Source organism: Candidatus Nitrosocosmicus agrestis, assembly GCF_008389435.1.
Taxonomy (GTDB): Archaea; Thermoproteota; Nitrososphaeria; order Nitrososphaerales; family Nitrososphaeraceae; genus Nitrosocosmicus; species Nitrosocosmicus agrestis.
The window spans coordinates 39,713-61,327 of record NZ_VUYS01000004.1 but is presented as its reverse complement, the minus strand read 5'-3'; the positions used below and the strand labels follow the sequence as shown (position 1 = coordinate 61,327).

Sequence of the window (21,615 nt, the reverse complement as noted above, 5' to 3'; positions counted from 1 at the left end):
TGGTAAAGAAATGTTATATCATGATATTTTTTTATTATTTTATTATATAAAATTTGCTACATATAATATAATGTTTCGAGAGTACCCAGAAAGAATTATTGCTAAATTCGTAACATATGTCAATTTGAATAATCTTTCATTTTTCTAGAGGATCAATATAATAATAATCTCTTAAAATAGTATCCTAAAATAAAACTTGTCCAGGCTTATTTAGTACAAATCCGTCGTTGCTATGTTAACCATGAAAAGATCTGAAAAAGCCTTTAGTTTATTCATTCCTAGTTTTCTTTCTTCGGTACAATGGTCACGAAATACATTTTTCTATATCGCCTTACACTGTTTCGCCTTATTTCACCCGCTGTTATTTCAAAGGTATGGATGACTCATGGCCAAATGATCAATCTATCTGATAGTGAAATTCTTAATTACATTTAAATAACACCATGAAAAAAATTTTGTTGTTTATATATTATATTTTAATATCCGCTTGGATTTTGTAAAATACATTCTAATAAAACTGAAAGTCCAAAGAATACGCTATAGACTTCCTTGCAGACCATACAAGCGTTTGTCAATGAAATCCTTTGTAATCATGGTTGGTGACTCCATACGTAAATGCGATGGTAAAAGCTTGTTGATCTTGATAAATAATTTTATCTTATCGTCCGTATCTTCTTCGTAAATGCATTTTCTAATCAACTGTTTAATCCTATTAGTATTAATCATGATCTATATTTGATAACAATGTTTATATCTATAACTAATGCAATGAATTCGATTATATCGGTATGATTCACTTAAATGATTGAATTTTAGTTATTATATATTGGACATAAAAGATTGTTCATCTTTAAAGGAGATTCGACATCATATAGATTTGTTAGATAGGGAAATTGTTTTACTTTTGGCTAAAAGAGGTGAATATGTAAGACAGGCCGCCAAATTCAAGGAAAATATTGGGAGTGTCGAAGATAAACATCGCATTAATGAGATTATAACTAAAGTCGAAAAATATGCAAATGAAATCAATTTTGATTCATCTATTGTTTCGCAGATTTACGAGTTTATGATAAGGATTTATGTAGAATATGAAAAAAAATCATTTAGGCAACGCAAGTATTAACTTTTAATTTTTTTTCAAGTAATTAGTCCCGAAAATGTGTACTCGTTTCTGAAGAATTGAAATTAAGTTATAAGTATAAGCACATGTCGTGAAAGGCATTTTTGTCAAAACAACTCTATAAACTCACAATCATAGCTGAATTTTGATAAAATACAAATATGAATTGAATCAGATATATTAATGGAAATAGATGATCAATGAGAGTATCTGATAGGATTAGTCGTGTGGAATATGCAATCCGAGATATTATGCTTCATGCTAGGGAGTATCAAAAAACAGGCAAAGATCTAATGTACCTGAATATTGGAGACCCTGTTGCATTTGATTTCAAGACACCAAATCATATAAAAAGTGCTCTTTCAGATGCTCTGGCCAATGATAATGATTATTATACTGATTCCGAGGGTTGGATAAGCCTTAGGAATTCTATTGTTACAAAGGAAAATGATAGGAAAGGGCTCGAACTAACTTCTGATGACGTCCTAGTCACAAATGGTGTATCTGAAGGGCTCGATATGGTAATGGGTTCAATAGTCGAAGAGGGGGATCATGTACTTTTGCCTGGTCCATACTATCCTCCATATTCTTCATATGCAAAATATTATGGAGGAAGTATATCTGAATTTGAAATATATGATGACGGGACTCCAAATATAGATGACATCAAAAGCAAAATTTCGCCAAAGTCAAAAGCGATTTGTATTATTAACCCAAATAATCCTACTGGAGAAGTCTTTTCACAGAAAAGTCTTAAATCTATGGTGGATATCGCAGCAGAGAATGACTTGTATGTTATTTGTGATGAAATTTATGATGAAATAGTATTTGATGGTCAGTTTAGTGGTATAGGGGGAGTATCTAATGACGCTCCAGTTGTACTTTTAAATGGATTTTCAAAGACATACTTGATGACTGGACTTAGATGTGGTTACGTATGTATGAACAATAAATCCAGACAGCTCGATCCATTAAGACAGAATATATTTAAACTTGCCCGAGTCAGAATCGCATCAAACCTTCCGGTTCAAATTGCTGCTGACGCCGCTTTAAATGGTCCTCAGGATCATCTGCCTGTGATGGTTCACAAGCTGAAAAAAAGAAGAGATCTGGTGTTTAAAAGATTAAATGAAATTAAAGGGCTTTATTGCAGGAAGCCAAAAGGTGCATTTTATATGTTTCCTCAAATAGATCTTGGTAATAAATGGAAAAGTGACTTGGAATTTGTTATCGAGTTATTAAACTCTACGGGCGTACTAACAGTACATGGGTCAGGCTTTGGCGACCTTGGTAAAAATCATTTCAGAATAGTTTATCTACCCCAAGAGGAAATTTTAGAAAAATCAATGAACAAAATCGAAGTTTTTATGAAAGATAACTATTCTGTCTAGCCTATAGACTCTTCCAATCGTTTTTTCCTTCCAAAATAAACTAGGATCAAACCTATTGCATACATTATTATAGCAAATTTTTCATTTGTTATCTCAGAGTTAAAGAAATTAACTATAAAGAACTCAAATCCAAATTCTGTAGTTATTAAGACTAAATTCCTAACTAGAATGATAGTTGCCATAACTATAAATAGTATTCCAAGTGGAAACATCCACTCCTTGCGTCTATCTCTTATTTTTTTATCTATCTTATCGAAATCCATTTTATTAGATGTAATATTTAAACTAGTTTTATTCCTGGATGCTTTAGCTTGTTTTGTTTTGATGCGTTGAGAATCATAGGTGTCATCATCTCTGCTTGATAGGATAGTTCCAATGATCCTAGGTAAATTGATCTTAGGCCCTCTATCTCACCAATGAGGTCGTTAATATTCACCAAAACCTCTTTATTGTCTGTACAGATAAAGGTGTCTGCATTTAGAGGACTCTCTATATCTTTTAGTTTGACTTCAGAGATTGTATGGAACGCAGAAACTATTTTGTCACAATTTGGCAGATTCTCTCTGACCATGACTCCTGCTGACTTTTTTCCCTCAACAAAGGGAACATAATAAAATCCAGACTGATTTCTGCTCATTGGTACTATGGGAGATACAATTATGCAATCTTCACTTATCACATTCTCGATATCCTTGCATGTATTTTGTATGTTTTCATAAGGTATAGAAAGAATTAGAACATCACTTTCTCGAGCAACCGAGACATTGTCGTTTCCTGATATATTTCCATTTATTTTTTCATGGTAAGATGATCCTTTTAATACATCCATATGATTTTTTGCAATATCTTGGGCCTTTTGCTTATCCCTTGAACCCAATATTATCTCGTGATTAAAACTCCAACGTAAAGCAAACCCTTCGCCCATTCCTCCAGTACCTCCAATTATCCCAATCTTCATTTAATGAATTTACTATTCTGTTCTTATATATTAAACAACACGCTCATAAATCGTGTTCGACAAGTATAAATATTGATGCTTCAGTCAACCTCCAATAATGTAGATATTTTGATTATTTTGTCTGTAAGTTGGGCTCGGACCAAATTAGCTATGTTTTAGATTGAATGAATCAAATATTGGTGTTATATCTTCATTGTTGTTAACCATGATGTTATTGGGTTCAACAGAATCTGTAAAAATAAAATGATGGTATATCGAAAACTACTTCTTTATAATTTCTTAAACTAATTCCTATTGTTAGTTACGCAAATATTGGATTTTTACAAAATAAATTTAGTAACGATCCATAAGTTTTCATATATTTGTTTCTTTAGCAATGATTGTAGTAGAAATTGACCATATTATACCAATAATACATTAGCATTCACAACGATGTTTATATCTCTACTTGTAACTATTCAAAGTAATTTCTCTTATATTGTTAGAAGGATTTGATGAGCAGGTTTTTTAACAATCAGTTTAACAATCCACACATACCTTAATACAAAATCCCTTTCTAATACCAAAAGAATCTTGTCTTTATCATTTTAGTTCTGCATGATTAATATTGAAATAATCTTTTTAATATTTCTATCAGATTATGTCGCTGCTTATATTTATGAGACACGGTCAAGCATATAATAACGTAAAACGGCTACTTGTAGGGAGGAATCTTGAATCTCACTTGACTGAAGTAGGGCGAGAACAGGTAACTCAAAGTAGCGAATTATTAAAATCTATACCAATTCACAAAATTTATTCTAGTCCTGTTATTAGGACTGTTGAGACAGCTGAGATTGCTTCTAAAACCTTGGATTTGCCTTTTGAAATTGATGAAAGACTATTTGAAATTGAACTTGGTAAGCTTGTTGGACTATACTATGACGATGTCATCTCTGCTCATGGTGATTTATTTGCAAAATTCTATTCGGATAATGAAGAGGAAAATTCTTTGTTAGAATTTGAGGTAGAATCTTTTGGCTCCGTCAGACAACGAATTCGTCATTTAATAAATGAGATGATAAGAAAACATGAAAATGAGAACATTCTATTTATTTCTCATTTGGATCCGATCAAAGCTGCAATATCCTTGGCAATGAACATAAAACCATCATCGGTTTACAGTGTACAAGTTCCTAACGCGTCGATTAATGTATTAAAGAATTATGATAATAAACTTTCCTTATGTGGTATGAATATTTTAAACATGAAGCGCTATCTTTCTGAGTTTTAACGTGCTACTATTACTTTTAAATCTAGTTACACCCAGATAGGTTAAGCGTCATAAAATCTGCAGCAACAAAAACCTTAAATGACAGAAAGATTCACCAATCCAAAGAGAGTGGAGATTAAGAGTTATGGCCTTTTCCTCTGTTAACAAAACGTTGTTGATTTTTATTTTAAGTTCTTTGGCTGTCATCGGCATCGAGAGCATACTTCAAATGGCATATGCTGCAGAAGGAGGTGAAACCGTAATACGTAGAGTCGTAATATGGGATTTATTTTATAGAATGATGATAGCAGCCTTCATGGTAGGTGCTGTTGTCCAGGGATTGAATGCTTACATTTGCTGGCATAATAGAGAGAGTAATCCGAGATGGAAGAAGATTAGCAATACTGGAGGTAAGATTTAGTGGGACACGGTACACCTGAATGGGTATTCATTGGAGTTGTGACTGCCATTCTAATTTGGGTAGGGGCAGAATCATGGCAAGTTGAGCATAGCTTGGAGTATGCTCCACCTAACTCCGAAACAGTGAGAGTAATAGGTCAGCAGTGGTTCTGGTCATTCCAGCATGCTGATGGTACTCAGGAAATAAACGAACTTCATGTTAAACAGGGAGTTCCTTATCGATTTGAGATCGTATCAAATGATGTAATTCACAGCTTCAATATCCCTGACTTTGCTATTCTTATGGATGCAGTGCCGGGTCGTGTAAATACAATGTGGAATATCTTTGATGAAACGGGGGAGTATCTGATCGAGTGTAGAGAGTATTGTGGTATGCTCCATATGGATATGAGAGCAAGGCTTTTTGTAGAGCCAAATACTGAAAATAGTACCTCAAGTACCTCATCAACTGAGTCCGAACCAACTATCTCCCAAGGTACTGGTACTGCTACTATTGTATCACCTGGAGGTAGTGAGGTTGGATCAACTGGTACGGGTACAATGAGAGTTGTAGAACCTGGAAATCTTACTCAAACTCCGAGTGGAGGTACAGCAAATGGATCTGGTGACACTTCCTCAAACGGCACGTCTGGTGACAACGCAACTTCAGGAGCAACAGCAGGCGGTCCCTCTTTGTCGATACCTGCAGGAGCATCCACACCTGGCAATCCTTCATATTCGCCTGCAACATTAACCGTATCAAAAGGTGATGTGATCACTGTCTCTAATGATGACACTGCACCACATACTGTAACTAATGGTGCAAGTCCAAGTGATGCTGATGCGGGAAAGTTATTTGATACGAGTATCATTATGCCCGCCGCTACTGCGACAATTGATACTGCATCTCTGGAAGCCGGAGAACACCCATTCCATTGTACTGTTCATCCGTTTATGACGGGTTCATTGACGGTACAATAGGATTTAATTTCTACTTTTTCTAAACCTTTAAAATATAAGTTTTATATTAAAAATACTATTTCTTTTAGAAAATTCGTTTTATTTATGCTGTATAATATATTTTAGACGATATTGTAAACTATCATAATCCAAATGCTTTTATAGACTCATTCTGATTTTATGACTATAGGGGTGCTAATAGCGAGAAAATGGTACTAGAATTAAAAAAACCTCGTCCTTTATGGGAGATTATATTTTCTACCCACCATACTGATATTGGCTTATTATATATTATAGCCTCAATGGTGGCGTTGTTTGCTGGAGGCGGTCTAGCAATGGCAATCAGAGCAGAATTATTTTTGCCAGGACTGCAAGTTTTTTCCGGCCAAGCAGATTTTTCGAGATTTTTCACGGTACACGGAACAACACTTTTATTTTTGTGGTTAATTCCATTTGCAGCAGGAGTAGGTAATTACCTAGTTCCTATTATGGTCAGGTATAAAGATATGGCTTGGCCAAAGCTTAATGCTGTAGCTTTTTGGATGATTCCACCATGTATGATCTTAATTTGGGCGGGATTTTCTGATACAACTTGGAATGCCTATCCACCTTATTCTATCTTGAAGGCTCCAGGCCCTGCGGCGGATATGTGGATAGTTGGTTTGAAAATTTTAGGTTTATCATCAGTTTTAGGAGCTATAAACTTTACTGTTACTATGCTTAAGATGAAACATCCTGATCTACCCTTGATGAAAATGTCTTTGTTCTGTTGGGCTACTCTTGTCACATCTATGATGATTATAGTCGCTATTCCGACATTTGCTGCATCGCTAGTTATGCTTTATACAGATAGGTTGGGCGTTACTGGATTCTTTAACGCTGAGATGGGAGGAGATCCAATAGCATATCAACACTTGTTCTGGTTTACATTCCATCCAGAGGTTTACATATTTACGCTGCCGGCTATCGGAATGATGTATGAAATTATTCCTACATTTTCCAGAAAGCCTCTTTTCAGCTACTATTCTGGTGTAATAGCGCTGGTAGTTATAGCGGTAATTGGCTTTGGCTCATGGGCACATCACATGTTTGCCGTGGGTATGAGCTTTACTGAAAAAACTGTCTTCATGGTGGGAACATTGGCTGCAGTGCCATCGTCTGCTATGCACGTGTTTAATTTCCTAGCTACTATGTGGGGTGGGCGAATTAAGTTTGCGGCACCAATGCTCTTTGCAGTTGGGGGAATATTGCTATTCTTCTCTGCTGGGGCGGGTGGTGTCGTAAATACTGCCATGCCGCTTGACTTTCTCACACATGACAGCTACTGGGTGGTAGGGCATATGCACCTGTTTATTATGGGTACAATTTCCTTTGGATTCTTTGGATTCATTTACTATTTGTTCCCAATGATAACTGGACGTATGTATAACACAAAGTTGGCGAATATACATTTTGTATTACTCTTTGTAGGGGCTGTGCTCGTATTTGGAGTCCAGCACATCTTAGGTCTATATGGAATGCCTAGAAGAGTCGTTGACTATTTGCCTATACCAGAGCTGATAATCATGAATCAGATAGCAACGTTTGGAGGATGGATGATGGGAGCAGGAATGGCGATATTCCTTTACAACATGATAAAGTCCACAATGTTTGGTAAACTAGCTGATACAAAGGACCCATTCGGATTAGGAACCGGAGTTGAATATTACTATGACTACGCCAGACGAGAACCACATCACTAGAACATCACCCCAGCGATTCGCAAAGGGTTTGGTGATGATCATCATCCCTTTGATTTTCGTAGGATACCTTGCAATATTCCACTGGCATGATACCGCAAGTGTGCCTCCACCTGTATCCGCGCCTCCACCTGCACCTCCTGCAACGACAGGATCGGAAGCATCTACTTCTGGTGGAGGGTCAGCTCCTGCAGCTGCCTCAGCTACCTCAATCTCTATTCCGGCTGGAGCGGCAACACAAGGTAATCCATCTTATCAGCCTGATACTATTACTGTGTCAAAAGGAGATGTAATAACAGTGACCAATGATGATACTGTCCCTCATACAGTTACTAGCGGTACAGGGCCAGAAGATCCAAACTCGGGAAAACTATTTGACACAAGTCTTATCATGGCTGGTGAATCAGGAAAAATCGATACGGCAAGTCTTGATGCAAATGACTATGATTACCATTGTACTGTTCATCCCTTCATGAAAGGAACTTTAACAGTACAATAATTTTTTAGTCTGGTTTAGCCCATCGCCGTTTATCAAATATGAAGACTAATTATGATAAATTTCTTCAAATTTTTTCAGTAGGATCTCTTTGTGTTCTATTCAGCTTAATGACTCTTGGAGGATATGTTAGTTCCTCTGGTGTTGGTTTGTCATGTCCTCAGTGGCCATTATGTCCTCAGGGATTAGTCCCTTCATATGAATTCATAATTGAATATATTCACAGAACACTTGCGGCCACAACCGGTTTGGTAGTTTTCTTGACCATGGCTTTTGTACTAAGAGGACGAAATTCTCTAAAGTCTACTAAAATATTCTCAGTAATCGCAGCTGCTGCAGTTGTGGGACAAATAACTCTGGGTGCCATTGTTATCAATGAGAAATTGCATGCTGACTTGGTTACTGCACACTTGGCTTTAGGTTTGATACTGTTTAGTAGTATGATATATGTTGTAATAAATATCTTTTATACTAATCAAAAACTGAAATCTCAAAACCCAGCCAGCCTTTCAACCCCAGATCATCCCTCAAATGTTAATCTTTAAGTTCTTTTTATATATAGTGGCAATCCAAGTGTAGTATAATAATGGTAAAATAGTTTATAGGGTGAAAATGGAATTAACTCTTATATCTTTTTGTATCTTGATATTAGTAATAAATGTGATTTGCTTTATTTGTTCCCCGTTTCAGAATGTGGATGGACATTTTGATCACATAACTTATTACAACAGTGAGAGCTTTGGTGTTGGAAATAAGTATCATATTGATCAGGAATTAATGCCTGAATATGCAAGACCAAATGAGTCATCTAGAATTCTTTTTAGTATTCAAGATACAAAGGGCAATGATGTTTCAAACATTTTTGTGATGGTTGAAATTTACTCAGCAGACGGCCACCGTATCTATCTTTATCCATGGACTAATTTGGCAATTGGTGATTTTGATGTACCATATACCTTCAATAAAAGTGGCAATTATCAGGTAGTTTTAAGTATCTTAAACGAGGATGCAGCCCGTCCACATGGATCTGATGCGATACCCGAAGAGAGAATAATGCTTACAAATAATATGGGTTGCAATTGTGAAAGAGCCGTATTTAACCTTTCCATTTCTGAAACCTATGGATTAATTTCTACTTTGACAACATATGGAATTATCTTTAGTATACTTTTAATAATTACGGTTACTATTGTATGGATATTAAAACAAAGGCGAAAAAATAAGACATCAAGTTAGAGTATTAAAGATTCAATAAATTAAGATGGCATATTATTTGTTTAATCCTTTATTAAAAACATTATTATCCACATTCTTGATTACAGAATCTTCCATAGACAGAGCTCATGAGACGAAAATAATAAACGATGATTCCTAGATGTATTTATATTATATTGTGATACTATATTCATATGAATAAATTAAAGAAAATTACTATTATATTCATAATTAATACTTTAATTGTTTCATTGCTAGCTGTTATTACATTGAATTATATATTTATCGTTGGTGGTATTGCTAGCTTTGCTATTGCTTCTTTTTATCTATATTTAAATAAGGCCAGACAAACGTTCAAAAGAGATTTAATAGACAATATGAGATAGATTGTTATTTTTCTAAATTTTAAATATTGAAATAAACATTTGTATTACCTAAATCATATTAGTATGCTTCTAAAAATTGGTGAGTATGATATTTTAAAAGGAGAATACAAAATCTTTATGCAGAAGTGAACTATTGTTAATATTTTGCAAGTGTGGAATACGTAACCCAATAAATATTATGTAATTAAATCGATATATTGTCAACTATTCTTTTTATCCATTTTCTGCTAATTCATTATCAGACAAATTTATGAAATTTTTATATCGTACTTAAATAAATCCGGTAGTAATATCTTGGAGTCGCACTACAATCTTGCAAAAAACCCATGTTATGATGTTTCTTGATATTTTTTGGTTAGGCTGATTGAGCCTACATTTGACAATAAATTGAGTGGTAATATGTGTTCTTGTAACAAACTTGAGTGTTTACTAAGATATGCATTGCACACAAACTTAAAATATGTTTTCTTATAATGGTAGGGGAGAATCAAGATATCAAAGGTCTATAAAGTTAGGGTTAGATTTAGCCAGATTCAAAAATTGGTGATTAATGAAAATGCTATGGAAATAGATATTTCTATAAATGTATTACCTATAAAAGGAAGGGCAAACAAAGAGATTATAAAAAAGTTGTCAAAATACTTTAATGTAAAATCATCCAACATCGAGATTATCCATGGCAAATTTAGCATTACTAAAAGTGTGAAAATTCAAAATGAATTATGACCTCAAAATTTTAAAAACTCATGTAAGTAAATAAAATCTATTTGAAGTCAAATTCGATCTACATATTGAAAATTTCCATTTTAATCATTTTTTAATCCCGACTTAAAATGATTCTAACTATAGAACCCTCATGTTAAATAGAAATTAGTTGTCTATTTGTTTTTCCAATAGTTTTTGAACAATTTTCTCTCCAATAACCATGGACGCAAGCTCTTGTCCTTCTCTAGTTTGGGCGGCTATGTGGGGAGTACATATAATGTTATCCAACTCTAGCAATTCTTTATTTGTTGGTGGTTCTACTTCATATACATCCAAAGCCGCTCCACCAATTCTTTTATTTTTCAAACATTCTATAAGTGCTTGTTCATCGATTACCTCACCTCTAGACGTATTAATTAAAAATGCATTTTTTTTCATTTTTGATAACATGTCCTTATTTATCAAGTGCTTGGTTTGTTCAGTAAAAGGTACATGACAAGTAACAAAGTCTGAACTTTCTAATAGTGTTTTCAAGTCAGTAGTTATCAGCGATACTTCCTGAGTAAAACTATTGTCTATGGGAACTACATCATAGCCAATAAGATTCATTCTTAAACCTCTTGCTAATCTTGCAACATTTCTGCCAATTTTTCCCAGACCTATGATTCCTAAATATTTACCTTTCAACTCTCCCCCCATTAGGTCTTTTTTAATCCATTTACCATTCTTGGTTGCATTATTTGCTATTGGTATGTTTCTACTTAATGAAAACATAAATCCTAAAACCAGTTCTGAGACTGCAGTTACTGAGGCTTCACCAGCATTGATTACCTCAATACCTCTCTTTTGTGCTTCATTGACATCTATATTGTCCAACCCTACCCCAACTCTTGCTATGATTTTAGCTTTGACTGCACTAACAATAACATCTTTTGTTATTTTTGTCCTACTACGGACTATAATTACATCGTAATCTTTCGCTCTGGAAATGAGATCTTGATTTGTAATTTCTGGTAAATATTCTACATGTAATCCCGCATTTTTTAATATTCCTAATCCTTTTTCATCAATTGTATCACATACTATTACATTGCCTTCTAACTGCATATGTGAAAACTCTTTCGTGTAGGAATATATTGATTACTTTTTATATCAGTCCAATTGTTTCTGTTATTAGGTAGGCCTAATAAATTTCAATCAACATAGATGTTATTTATATAAATTTGATTGATTTATAATGTTTTTAATAAAAATATTTATAATCCATAACGCCGTTATGAACACTATGACCGCAAAAGAATTAGATATGGATTACAGCAAATATGATTTTAAGGATTCAACTGAGATTTATGTCTATTTAAGTAAAAAAGGTCTTTCGAGGGGTACTGTCGAGGAAATAAGTAAAATGAAAGGAGAACCTGACTGGATGCGTGATTTCAGGCTAAGATCTTTTGATGTTTTTAATAGTAAACCGATGCCAAATTGGGGCGGTGATTTATCTCATATAGATTTTCAAAATATTTATTATTATGCTAAAGCTGCGGAGAAACAAAGTAAGAGTTGGGATGATGTTCCAGAGTCAGTGCGAAATACTTTTGAAAAATTAGGTATTCCTGAAGCAGAAAGAAAATTTCTAGCAGGAGTAGGAGCTCAATATGAATCTGAAGTTGTTTACCATAACCTTCGAGAGGACCTTGAAAAGCAAGGTGTAATATTTCTTGATACAGATACAGCGGTGAAGAAATTTCCTGATTTAGTTAAGAAGCATTTTGGTAAGGTTATCCCACCAGAAGATAACAAATTTGCCGCGCTTAATAGTGCAGTTTGGTCTGGAGGATCATTTATCTACGTCCCTCCAAATGTAAAGGTCGATCTCCCATTGCAAGCATACTTTAGGATAAATGCACAAAATATTGGACAATTTGAAAGAACCTTGATTATAGCTGATGAGGGTGCTGATGTACACTATATAGAAGGATGTACTGCTCCGGTTTATTCGACTGAATCTTTGCATTCTGCGGTTGTAGAATTAGTTGCAAAAAGAGGGGCAAAGATCCGTTACACTACAATCCAAAATTGGAGTAAGGATGTGTATAACTTGGTCACAAAGAGGGCTTACGCATATGAGAACGCATCTGTAGAGTGGATAGATGGCAACCTGGGAAGTAAATTGACAATGAAATATCCTGGAGTTTACATGCTTGGTAAAAATGCACATGCTGAAATCGTCTCGGTGGCATTTGCAGGAGACTCACAGCATCAAGATGCAGGTGCTAAGGTAGTTCACCTTGCACCAAATACAACTTCGAGGGTTACAAGCAAATCTGTCAGCAAGGATTCTGGGCGAACTACCTATAGAGGACTGCTTCATGTAGCCAAAGGAGCCTATGGTGTTAAATCCAACGTTCGATGTGATGCTCTTTTGTTAGACGAGTTTTCAAGGACAGACACTTATCCCTATGTAGAAGTTAATGAGGAGGATGCAACGATCACTCACGAAGCAACAGTGGGTAAGATTGGTGATGAACAAATATTTTATCTGATGAGCAGGGGATATTCAGAATCCGATGCATTGAGCATGATAATCGGTGGTTTCATGGAGCCTTTTACAAAGGAACTACCAATGGAATATGCAGTCGAATTGAATCGACTGGTAAAAATGGAAATGGAAGGCTCAGTAGGTTAATAATACCTACTTTTTATTTACACATTATTACAATTTGAGGATGATTTGATTGATACCACTATCATTACTATCAGAAAACAATATCACTGAAATACTACCTGAGCAAAATAATGAACCTGAATGGGTACAGTCTTCTAGAAAATCAATTATTTCAAAATTTACTAAGTTGCCGTCAGAAGTTTCGCCTCTCTATTCAAAGTATACTGGACTCACGGTTTTAGAACCCAGTAAAGTCTATTTTTCAAACACACAAACATCTTTTGTTTCAGATGATCTCAAAATACGCTTGGAGGAGATAAAGTCTTCACCAAGTATTCTTATGGTTGGATCAACTGCTATGCACATATTTGTTCCAGATGAATTGTCAAAAAAGGGGCTCGTCATCTCTACTATTCAAGATGCCCTGAAAAGTCAGCCCGAACTGATTAAAAAATACCTGATTGATGATTCGGTTAACTATGAGGAAGATCGATATCTTACATTAGGATCATCTGCATTTCAATCTGGATTTTTTATTTATATTCCAAGAAATATGATAATTGAAGATCCAATCCGCGTAGTTTATTCTTTGAAAGGAGATAGTACTTCATCTATATGTAGAAATATTGTAGTATCGGAGGTGGGTTCTAAGGCAACGATAGTTCAAGAACTCTATTCGGCGTCTTTATCTTCTATGTATAATTTGCGAAATAAATTGTCGCATACGAGAGAAGGTGAAAGTGTCGTAAAAGGAGCGACGATAGATCAAGATGTGAATATGATGGGTAAGCCTTTCCAAGAATGTTACTTTGAATATCTGGGATGCCATCTAAAACCTACTGCGGAATTAGAATTTATTACTCTTCAAGCAATGAACTCTGACTCTATATGTGTGTCAAATAGGAAGGCATTTGTTGAAAAGGATGCAAAGATATCTTGGTATTCTGGAATGTTTGGTAGTTTGCTTAGTAGATTCAAAACAGACAGTGTTATGAATGGTTCTGGTGCTCAATCTGAAGATGTTCAAATCGTATTTGGTACAAATAACCAACTCTTTGATATTTCATCTAATCTTGATCATTCTGGATTTAGTACGCGAGGCAGAGTATTGGTTAAATCTATTGTAAAAGATTCTGCCAAATCCTTGTTTAAAGGTATGATTAAGATCCGAAAGGATGCGCAGACTTCGGAAGCTTACTTAGCAGGACATGCTATTTTATTAAACAAGGGAGCACAAGCAGATGCAATACCTGGATTAGAAATTGAAACTAATGAAGTGAAGGCCACTCATTCCGCATCTGTTTCCCAAATTGATGAGGAACAGATTTTCTATCTAATGTGTAAGGGATTGGATCGGGAAAGTGCAAAACGCGAAATCATCAACGGTTTTGTCGAACCTTTATCCCGGAAGATGGGCCCATTTATACGAGCTTGGATTAGTTATTTATTCGAAAATAAATGGACTGGAAAACCATTGTTGTTGAAAGGTGATGAAGTAATGGAACAAATTTTGGAAGTTGAAAAGTCTCGCTATAAGGAGACCGCTGATATATTTGAAAAACACTACAAATACAGATAATAACAATTTTGGGATCTTGTATTTTATTCCATTACTGATGAATTTTACTTCATTCAGTAGTTCTACATTTAATCAGGTTCGACTTGAATATGTCTGAAATACAAAAGTGGGTTGATATCACTCAATTTCTGAGTCTTAAAAAGGGAGAAATGATTGATTTTGACTATGAGGATAAGAAAATAATGATTTTAAATTTGAATGGTGAATTTGTAGCATCTGATCGTATATGTACTCATGCTTACGTAGATCTTACAGGCGGTTTCCTCGATGAGTCTGAAAAAAGGGTCACATGTCCATTACATTTGTCATCCTTCGACTTAAAAAGTGGTGATGCCTTAAATCTCCCAGCCGAAAAGCCTCTTCGTATTTACAAGATTAAAAAGGAAAAAAACAAGCTATTTATATTGATTTAAAAGTCTAATTTATTAAAATTATTTGTATTTTGTTTTATAGTAACTTCTAATTTGAATAGTAACATTAGAAGACTTATTTTTTCTAAATGAATTTGCGGATCAACTCAAAAACACCCTTTACAGTATGATTTGAAGATTCATTATATTCAATTCCTCGTTTTTCGAGTTCAATTGATGTTTTTGGCCCTATGGATAGTATAACACTAGCATTCAAATGATAGAGTATCTCTTTATCTCTCATTCCTATTACCTGTGGCAGTTCTGATATAATATCTTGAAAGAAAGTCCTAACTGCAGAAGGGCTCGTAAAAATTATAAAATTTTTTTCATAATCTTTTGATCGGTTGACAATTTTTGCCAGTTGTTCAAAATTACCTAATTTGGTCTTGTCCTTGATTTTATAAAATAAAACTTGGTCTAAAAAAATTGTGTCGAAATTGAGTTTAATATAATTGTCTGACTTGAGAGACTCTGCACTTCTCGGCAATAGTATTTTAGTTAATTTGTCTTTCTTTTTATGTTTATTCTCCTCTTCTAGTTTCATGAGGAAATGAATTATTTTTGAACTTGAATAATTGCTGTTGTTGTTATTAGCCAATTCTGAAGTAATTCCATATTTTGATAACGCCGTCATTGTCTTAGGTCCTATAACAACAAATTTCATATTGGTTAAATTCTTGAATAAAGTTTTAAAATCGCGTTGTTCCCGCAATATTTCAAAAAAAATATTTACAGCATTTGCGCTTAGTAAGATTATTATATCATAGTAGTTTTGTCTAATTCTTTCAATTGCGCATTTTACTTCGTTAGAATCAATTCTTTGAAATGATAAGAGTGGTAAGGTGATATAATTAAATTTTATTTGTCCATCATGATTCCAATTAGGTAAATCCTCTTGAGATATCGATGCTCTTGTTATAATGATATTTACTTTTTGCAAGTCACGCGTACACTCTGATCAGGGAAAATTTGAGCAAAAAATAACTATTTGTGATCACCGAACCAATTTATTGTTTCATTAAGCTTTACAATATTCCCAATTATCACAATGGCTGGGGGTTTTACCTTTGATTTTCTTGCTATTTCGACTATATCTTCCAAGGTTCCTTTTATTATTTTTTGATTTTTAAGTGTTCCATTTTGGATTATTGCTACAGGTGTTTTAGCATTGTTGTTTCCTGTATTAATTTTTTCAATGATAATGTTTAACTTTTCTGTTCCCATATATATGACCACAGTATCAACCGCTTGTAATAGCTTTTCCCATCTTACTTCTGGTGTTTTTTTGTCAGGATCCTCGTGACCAGTAACAAAAGCAACAGTCGAACCATATTTTCTGTGTGTAAGGGGTATGCCGGAATAAATTGCTGCGCCAATTCCAGAGGTAATGCCTGGAATAATTTCAAATGGGATGTTATTCTCTTTTAATATTTCTGCTTCTTCGCCTCCCCTTCCAAAAATAAACGGATCTCCCCCTTTTAGTCTCAAGACTTTTCTGCCCATTTTAGCATATTTTAGCATGAATTGATTGGTCTTGTCCTGATGTGTTGTAGGATCTCCTACATTTCTCCCAACATAAATCTTCTCAGCATCATTTGGAAACAGATCAATTATTTCATCACCAACTAGTCTATCATATAATATTACCTCTGATTGTTTAATAAGATCGAGAGCTCTTAACGTTAATAATTTTGGATCTCCTGGACCGGCACCACAAATGTATACTATACCTGAAAATTCGTCTATACTCATTCTATCAACTCATTTAAAATATCGATATTCATATTAGTATTATTATTCCAATCCTTTGTTAATTCTTTGGCACCTTTTGAAATTAACTCTTTTGCAACTATTCGCCCCAATTTTTGTGGATTATCCAAATTAAGTTTTTTATTTACCTTAACAACTTTACTCCCATCTATAGAGTATACAATTGCAGACAATGACATGACTTTCTCCTTAGTTTTGATGGAGGCCAAGGCACCCAAAGGAACAGTGCACCCTGCTCCTATTGATTCTGTTATGGTCCTTTCTGCTACAATTTCTTTGGAAGATTTTTCATGTTCGATTTTTTTTAAAATTTTGATAATTTCAGTGCTGTCCTTCCTGCATACTATTGCCAAAGCACCCTGTCCTGGAGCTGGGACAAAAATATTTGTACTTAGACGCTGGGTAATTTGACTATTTAATTTCAATCTATCTATACCTGCTTCTGCCAATATAATGCCTGTAAATTTATTTTCCTTTGATCTCCTTATTCTTGTTTCAACATTTCCTCTTATTGATTTTATCTTCAGATGAGGATATTTAGTCTTGATTTGGATGGCTCGTCTTATACTGCTGGTTCCTATTATTGAATTTGGCACGAGTTGATCCAGTTTTTTTTGATCAAAATTATTTATAAATACGTCATTTGGTCTTTCTCTTTTTGGAATACATGCGATAACTAATTTATCCGATATACCTGCATGCAAATCTTTGAGACTGTGAACCGCAAAATCTGCTTCATACCTTAATAGTTTCTCATTTACTTCTTTTTCGAATACTCCAGTTTGATTCATTGCATAAAATGGTCTGGTGTCTCTATCTCCCTGAGTACTAATCTTTTCTGTTTTAAATTGAAATCCTTTATGAATCCTTTTTAAAGATGAAGTTATTATATCTGTCTGATAAGTGGCAAGTTTGCTTCCTCTTGTGGCAACTATTATTTCTTTAAATGTTCGTCACCTTGGATAGGGCAAATTCATACGCGTCAATAGTCTTTTCCAAATCTTCTTCATTATGAACTGTCGATACGAAACACGTTTCAAAAGGCGAAGGGGGAATGAAAATACCTTTACTCAACAAAGTCCTAAACAATCTGTCAAAACTTTTGCCATCAGTCGTTTTTACGGATGCATAATCTCTAACTGGATTCTTGGTAAAGAATAACTGATACATGGAGCCAATTGAATTTACGGTAACATTTAATTTCTTTCCTTCAACGATATCTCTTATCGCCTTGACCATCTTGTCACATGTACGTGCCACATTGGGATAAATTGTATTTTTTTTATTGGTTAGTATATCTAATGTCTTCAATGCTGCTGTTACTGATATTGGATTACCTGCAAAGGTACTGGCCTGATAAACCGAACCACTTGGCGCAAATCCTGACATTATCTCTTTGTTGCCTGCTATGAGGGAAATGGGAAATCCATTTCCCAATGTCTTGGCAAATGTTGCAAGGTCTGGTTTTATTCCAAAGAATTCTCCTGCACCTCCTAATGCTAATCTGAATCCAGTTATTACTTCATCAAAAATCAATACTATGTTATTTTCTTTAGTTATATTTCTTAAATCATTAAGATATTCTTTCTCAGGAAGAATTAGACCTGTATTTGCCAAAACTGGCTCCACAATAATACACGCAATATCATTCTGGTTTTCATCTTTCTTTATAGTCGACTCTAAAGCTTCAAAATTGTTAAATGGCATGGTAATGGTTTTGGCTGAGCTTTCGCTAAGGATCCCGTCAGCGTATTGTTGCACTGCAGCTCCGGACCCTGCTTTGTTAAGAACATAATCATACGCACCGTGGTACCCGCCCTCAAATTTTATAATCTTTGTCTTTTTCGTAAAAGCTCTTGCTAGTCTTATGGAATGCATTGTAGCCTCTGCACCTGTGTTCATGATTCTAACCATCTCAGCACAGGGAATTATTTCTGTACATACCTCTGCCAATTCTATCTCCTTCTCTGTTGGGATGCAAAAAAGATTACCCTTTTCAATTTGATGTTTAACTTCTGAACCTATTTCTTGATTACCGTGTCCTAGGAATACTGAACCATATCCTAAACAATAATCAATCAATACATTTCCATCATTTGTAAATAATTTGCTTCCATTGGCTGATTCCACAAAAAAAGGATGTGGTTGAAAGTATCTGACCGGACTATTGACTCCTCCGGGAAAAAGTTTTACTGCTCTTTCAAACAAATTACGTGATTTATCAAAGGTACTGTCAGTCATGGAACTTGATTATACATATTTCTCTACCGTCGTAGATATACGTTATCTAGATTTGTTTAGCGAATCTACTGATACGTGTTCAATCCCTGAATATTTAGATATTTGCATTGAGATCTTTGAGCAGATTTGACTCGTAGTTGTGAATAGTTTTAATAAGGTAGAATGAATATTTGCATTTTAGATTAGACATATATATCTTAATGATACTAAAATACACATGAGTCTCTTACAGCAACTAACTTTTTTGCTCGCTGTGATACTCGTATCGATTTTTGTTATATCTCTGGTATTCAATCAAACGGTTACTTATTTTCGAATATTGGAAAAAGCTAGAAAGTTTGTAAAGCGACCTGTTCTAATTAAAAAAGTAACTACAGTTCAATGATTTTGTCTTGGTATTTTACATCGGATGTTTCAGAATTTGTTCTGTTATTTATCTTGATTTATTGGTCCGTTTTATCGACAAAACTAAAAAATTTTTATTTTGATAAGTCCTGCTAATCTTCAAACATGCCTGAAAAACAATCTGGCTTGAATACTTTACCAATATTGAGGCTATTAATCTATGAAATGCGATTTATGATTTGATGGTGTTTAGTAATTAAACGATGATAACAAAAATTCATAAAAGATAATAATAACAAGGATGAATTTATCATAATGCAAAATTATATAGCAATAATCTTTACTGCTTTCTTAATAACTGGTTTTGGATCTTTAGGACTTAAATCTAACATATTAACTGTGGCTGCCTTACCTTTGGATTTTCTTGACAAGACATATGTTTTTGGGCCAATTGCTGGAGTCGCAGAAGACAAGAATGGCACAATTAGTTGGGTACTAGCTGGCGTATGGCGTTCAAGTTTGCCTTCTTCTAATGATACATCGGGTAATGATACTGGTGCTTCGTTTAATGCCGCTATTGAAATGGTTCGACCAGACGGTTCTGGAAGGCATACACATACAATAACAGATTTTACACTCTTAAATTCATCATCGCAAACAGATACTAATTCTGCTTTCTATAACGGTACTTCAACTGTGAGTCTCAAAGATGGCCCTGCATTAGACATTCCTACCTCGATTAAATTTTCAAATAATAATATCTTGACAATTTGGATGGATCCAAAGAGTGTAGAAGCCCACTTTGGAGAATTGCCATCTATATTTGGAATAGTCGAGAGCCCTGAATTCGACCTATCAATCTATGATCAAGTTTCAATGACAAATGGCACAAACCATAGCACTTTGGCTCATTAATTTTTTTATTTTTTTGAAATTCATTGGAAAAACTATTTAAATAATGATAGTTTGATATTACGCGATGAGGTTTTCTCGATTTGCTTTATTATGCATGCTAACCTTTAGTTTGTTGATATCGTCTACCTATAATTTACCTGCATACGCCTTGGAATTTGCTCACAAAACCATGTGGGGTGAGAAGGGTGTAGCACAGGGTCAGTTTAATCAGGCATCTGGCATTGGTATAGATTCTGAAGATAATGTATATGTTTCAGATTTTGCCGGTTACACCACCAAAATGATTCAAAAGTTTACTCCTAACGGTACCTTCATTTTGGGTTTTGGAACATTTGGAAATGGCCCCCAATATTTCACCAATCCTTCCGGCATTGCAGTAGATTCTGACAACCATATTTTTATTGCAGATTTTGGTAACCCTACATATGCGGTAAAGGAATACACTAATAATGGGTCCTTTGTCCGTTCCATAGGATCGTTTGGATTGGGTCCGGGATTGTTTATTAGTCCCGGGGGTGTAGGCATTGATAAAGAAAATAATCTTTATGTGACAGATTTTGGTGAGAATACAAACGTACAAAAATTTGATCATAATGGCAATTTCTTAATGAGTATTGGTTCACCTGGAACAGGTGACGGTCAATTTAACAATCCTGCCGATGTGGCAGTAGATTCTAATGGAAATATCTTTGTCACTGACTCTACAAACAACCGTGTCCAAAAATTTGATCCATCAGGTAATTTCTTAATGAAATTCGGTGTTTTTGGAACAGGTAATGGTCAATTTAAACAACCAATAGATGTTGCAATTGATCTATCCAATAACGTTTACGTGTCCGATAGTGGTAATAATAGAATTCAAGTCTTTGATAACAATGGAAATTATATAACTCAGTTTGGCAACACCGGTTCATCACACGAGAGAATTGAAAATCCCGTAGGAATAGCACTCAATTCTCAAGGTGATGTCTATGTAGCAGACGGTAGAGATGCAGATGTTCATGTGTTCTATCCAATCCCATAATTTTTTTTAATATATATGAGATAAATTAGAAAGCATCTATAA

23 protein-coding genes are annotated in these 21,615 nt (G+C 34.6%); 15 read left to right on the top strand and 8 right to left on the bottom strand.

Going from position 1 to position 21,615, the window contains the following annotated elements; all coding sequences use genetic code 11:
• Window positions 1-537 precede the first annotated feature (537 nt).
• On the bottom strand, window positions 538-726 hold the full coding sequence (locus F1Z66_RS15200; RefSeq protein ID WP_159357533.1) for a hypothetical protein: 189 nt from the start codon (window positions 724-726) through the stop codon (window positions 538-540).
• A gap of 100 nt (window positions 727-826) precedes the next feature.
• Here F1Z66_RS15200 and F1Z66_RS03070 point away from each other — a divergent pair, with 100 nt between their 5' ends.
• Window positions 827-1,123 carry a chorismate mutase gene (locus F1Z66_RS03070; RefSeq protein ID WP_159357532.1) on the top strand — a complete coding sequence of 99 codons (297 nt, stop codon included), beginning with the start codon at window positions 827-829 and terminating at the stop codon, window positions 1,121-1,123.
• A gap of 197 nt (window positions 1,124-1,320) precedes the next feature.
• Window positions 1,321-2,511, top strand: a complete 1,191-nt coding sequence (locus F1Z66_RS03065; RefSeq protein WP_149862139.1) for an aminotransferase class I/II-fold pyridoxal phosphate-dependent enzyme — start codon at window positions 1,321-1,323, stop codon at window positions 2,509-2,511.
• On the opposite strand, the gene F1Z66_RS03060 is transcribed toward F1Z66_RS03065, so the two are convergent.
• Both F1Z66_RS03060 and npdG read right to left on the bottom strand, forming a co-directional pair.
• A complete protein-coding gene (locus F1Z66_RS03060) occupies window positions 2,508-2,774 on the bottom strand; it encodes a hypothetical protein (protein ID WP_149862138.1) in 267 nt (88 codons plus the stop codon). The genes F1Z66_RS03065 and F1Z66_RS03060 overlap by 4 nt on opposite strands.
• Window positions 2,775-2,791: 17 nt before the next feature.
• Complete coding sequence (npdG, locus tag F1Z66_RS03055) at window positions 2,792-3,469, bottom strand: NADPH-dependent F420 reductase (protein WP_149862137.1); 678 nt, start codon at window positions 3,467-3,469, stop codon at window positions 2,792-2,794.
• A gap of 640 nt (window positions 3,470-4,109) precedes the next feature.
• Here npdG and F1Z66_RS03050 point away from each other — a divergent pair.
• From F1Z66_RS03050 to F1Z66_RS16370, 8 genes are all read left to right on the top strand, one after another.
• The gene (locus F1Z66_RS03050) at window positions 4,110-4,742 is read left to right on the top strand and encodes a histidine phosphatase family protein (RefSeq protein ID WP_149862136.1); all 633 of its coding nucleotides are present in this window, start codon (window positions 4,110-4,112) and stop codon (window positions 4,740-4,742) included.
• 124 nt (window positions 4,743-4,866) lie between these two features.
• The gene (locus tag F1Z66_RS03045; protein WP_149862135.1) at window positions 4,867-5,142 is read left to right on the top strand and encodes a heme transporter CcmC; all 276 of its coding nucleotides are present in this window, start codon (window positions 4,867-4,869) and stop codon (window positions 5,140-5,142) included.
• On the top strand, window positions 5,142-6,101 hold the full coding sequence (locus tag F1Z66_RS03040; protein WP_149862134.1) for a cupredoxin domain-containing protein: 960 nt from the start codon (window positions 5,142-5,144) through the stop codon (window positions 6,099-6,101). The genes F1Z66_RS03045 and F1Z66_RS03040 overlap by 1 nt, the downstream gene beginning before the upstream one ends.
• 188 nt (window positions 6,102-6,289) lie before the next feature.
• Window positions 6,290-7,822 (top strand): cytochrome c oxidase subunit I, encoded by a 1,533-nt coding sequence (locus tag F1Z66_RS03035; protein ID WP_149862133.1) that lies wholly within the window; start codon window positions 6,290-6,292, stop codon window positions 7,820-7,822.
• Window positions 7,791-8,318: a cupredoxin domain-containing protein gene (locus F1Z66_RS03030; RefSeq protein WP_149862132.1), complete on the top strand. Its 528-nt coding sequence runs from the start codon at window positions 7,791-7,793 to the stop codon at window positions 8,316-8,318. The genes F1Z66_RS03035 and F1Z66_RS03030 overlap by 32 nt, the downstream gene beginning before the upstream one ends.
• Window positions 8,319-8,356: 38 nt before the next feature.
• A complete protein-coding gene (locus tag F1Z66_RS03025) occupies window positions 8,357-8,860 on the top strand; it encodes a COX15/CtaA family protein (RefSeq protein WP_201448604.1) in 504 nt (167 codons plus the stop codon).
• A 97-nt stretch (window positions 8,861-8,957) separates the two neighbouring features.
• The gene (locus tag F1Z66_RS03020; RefSeq protein WP_195907457.1) at window positions 8,958-9,551 is read left to right on the top strand and encodes a hypothetical protein; all 594 of its coding nucleotides are present in this window, start codon (window positions 8,958-8,960) and stop codon (window positions 9,549-9,551) included.
• 908 nt (window positions 9,552-10,459) lie between these two features.
• Complete coding sequence (locus F1Z66_RS16370; RefSeq protein ID WP_201448603.1) at window positions 10,460-10,642, top strand: DUF167 domain-containing protein; 183 nt, start codon at window positions 10,460-10,462, stop codon at window positions 10,640-10,642.
• A 144-nt stretch (window positions 10,643-10,786) separates the two neighbouring features.
• Here the strand turns inward: F1Z66_RS16370 and F1Z66_RS03010 are convergent, their stop codons facing one another.
• A complete protein-coding gene (locus F1Z66_RS03010) occupies window positions 10,787-11,728 on the bottom strand; it encodes a D-2-hydroxyacid dehydrogenase (protein WP_149862129.1) in 942 nt (313 codons plus the stop codon).
• 178 nt (window positions 11,729-11,906) lie between these two features.
• Here F1Z66_RS03010 and sufB point away from each other — a divergent pair, with 178 nt between their 5' ends.
• The 3 genes from sufB to F1Z66_RS02995 all read left to right on the top strand — a co-directional run bounded on the left by sufB (window position 11,907) and on the right by F1Z66_RS02995 (window position 15,278).
• Window positions 11,907-13,307, top strand: coding sequence for a Fe-S cluster assembly protein SufB (sufB, locus tag F1Z66_RS03005; protein ID WP_149862128.1), 1,401 nt, complete (start codon window positions 11,907-11,909; stop codon window positions 13,305-13,307).
• A gap of 49 nt (window positions 13,308-13,356) precedes the next feature.
• On the top strand, window positions 13,357-14,865 hold the full coding sequence (locus F1Z66_RS03000; protein WP_149862127.1) for a SufB/SufD family protein: 1,509 nt from the start codon (window positions 13,357-13,359) through the stop codon (window positions 14,863-14,865).
• An 89-nt stretch (window positions 14,866-14,954) separates the two neighbouring features.
• Entirely contained in the window at window positions 14,955-15,278 is a 324-nt protein-coding gene (locus F1Z66_RS02995; RefSeq protein ID WP_149862126.1) for a Rieske 2Fe-2S domain-containing protein, read from the top strand.
• 82 nt (window positions 15,279-15,360) lie between these two features.
• Here F1Z66_RS02995 and F1Z66_RS02990 read toward each other — a convergent pair whose 3' ends face one another.
• Genes F1Z66_RS02990 through F1Z66_RS02975 form a run of 4 tightly spaced genes read right to left on the bottom strand, consistent with a single transcriptional unit; the run spans window position 15,361 to window position 19,289 of the window.
• Window positions 15,361-16,218 (bottom strand): uroporphyrinogen-III synthase, encoded by an 858-nt coding sequence (locus F1Z66_RS02990; RefSeq protein ID WP_149862125.1) that lies wholly within the window; start codon window positions 16,216-16,218, stop codon window positions 15,361-15,363.
• Window positions 16,219-16,262: 44 nt separating this feature from the next.
• Window positions 16,263-17,030, bottom strand: a complete 768-nt coding sequence (cobA, locus tag F1Z66_RS02985) for a uroporphyrinogen-III C-methyltransferase (protein ID WP_149862124.1) — start codon at window positions 17,028-17,030, stop codon at window positions 16,263-16,265.
• Window positions 17,027-17,983: a hydroxymethylbilane synthase gene (hemC, locus tag F1Z66_RS02980; RefSeq protein WP_255437883.1), complete on the bottom strand. Its 957-nt coding sequence runs from the start codon at window positions 17,981-17,983 to the stop codon at window positions 17,027-17,029. Before hemC ends, cobA begins: the two co-directional genes overlap by 4 nt.
• Before the next feature lie 7 nt (window positions 17,984-17,990).
• The gene (locus tag F1Z66_RS02975) at window positions 17,991-19,289 is read right to left on the bottom strand and encodes an aspartate aminotransferase family protein (RefSeq protein ID WP_149862122.1); all 1,299 of its coding nucleotides are present in this window, start codon (window positions 19,287-19,289) and stop codon (window positions 17,991-17,993) included.
• 660 nt (window positions 19,290-19,949) lie between these two features.
• Between F1Z66_RS02975 and F1Z66_RS02970 the strand changes: the two genes are divergently transcribed.
• Window positions 19,950-20,549: a hypothetical protein gene (locus F1Z66_RS02970; protein ID WP_149862121.1), complete on the top strand. Its 600-nt coding sequence runs from the start codon at window positions 19,950-19,952 to the stop codon at window positions 20,547-20,549.
• Between the two features lie 109 nt (window positions 20,550-20,658).
• Entirely contained in the window at window positions 20,659-21,573 is a 915-nt protein-coding gene (locus F1Z66_RS02965) for a 6-bladed beta-propeller (RefSeq protein WP_159357530.1), read from the top strand.
• Window positions 21,574-21,615 lie beyond the last annotated feature (42 nt).

Bases quoted from the DNA above. Each gene is read 5' to 3' on its own strand.
- F1Z66_RS03030 (WP_149862132.1), top strand. From the start codon at position 7,791: ATGACTACGCCAGACGAGAACCACATCACTAGAACATCACCCCAGCGA.
- sufB (WP_149862128.1), top strand. From the start codon at position 11,907: ATGACCGCAAAAGAATTAGATATGGATTACAGCAAATATGATTTTAAG.
- F1Z66_RS03060 (WP_149862138.1), bottom strand. From the start codon at position 2,774: ATGGATTTCGATAAGATAGATAAAAAAATAAGAGATAGACGCAAGGAG.
- F1Z66_RS02975 (WP_149862122.1), bottom strand. From the start codon at position 19,289: ATGACTGACAGTACCTTTGATAAATCACGTAATTTGTTTGAAAGAGCA.
- F1Z66_RS03050 (WP_149862136.1), top strand. From the start codon at position 4,110: ATGTCGCTGCTTATATTTATGAGACACGGTCAAGCATATAATAACGTA.
- F1Z66_RS03010 (WP_149862129.1), bottom strand. From the start codon at position 11,728: ATGCAGTTAGAAGGCAATGTAATAGTATGTGATACAATTGATGAAAAA.
- F1Z66_RS03045 (WP_149862135.1), top strand. From the start codon at position 4,867: ATGGCCTTTTCCTCTGTTAACAAAACGTTGTTGATTTTTATTTTAAGT.
- F1Z66_RS03035 (WP_149862133.1), top strand. From the start codon at position 6,290: ATGGTACTAGAATTAAAAAAACCTCGTCCTTTATGGGAGATTATATTT.
- F1Z66_RS02995 (WP_149862126.1), top strand. From the start codon at position 14,955: ATGTCTGAAATACAAAAGTGGGTTGATATCACTCAATTTCTGAGTCTT.
- npdG (WP_149862137.1), bottom strand. From the start codon at position 3,469: ATGAAGATTGGGATAATTGGAGGTACTGGAGGAATGGGCGAAGGGTTT.
- cobA (WP_149862124.1), bottom strand. From the start codon at position 17,030: ATGAGTATAGACGAATTTTCAGGTATAGTATACATTTGTGGTGCCGGT.
- F1Z66_RS15200 (WP_159357533.1), bottom strand. From the start codon at position 726: ATGATTAATACTAATAGGATTAAACAGTTGATTAGAAAATGCATTTAC.
- F1Z66_RS02970 (WP_149862121.1), top strand. From the start codon at position 19,950: ATGCAAAATTATATAGCAATAATCTTTACTGCTTTCTTAATAACTGGT.
- F1Z66_RS03025 (WP_201448604.1), top strand. From the start codon at position 8,357: ATGAAGACTAATTATGATAAATTTCTTCAAATTTTTTCAGTAGGATCT.
- F1Z66_RS03065 (WP_149862139.1), top strand. From the start codon at position 1,321: ATGAGAGTATCTGATAGGATTAGTCGTGTGGAATATGCAATCCGAGAT.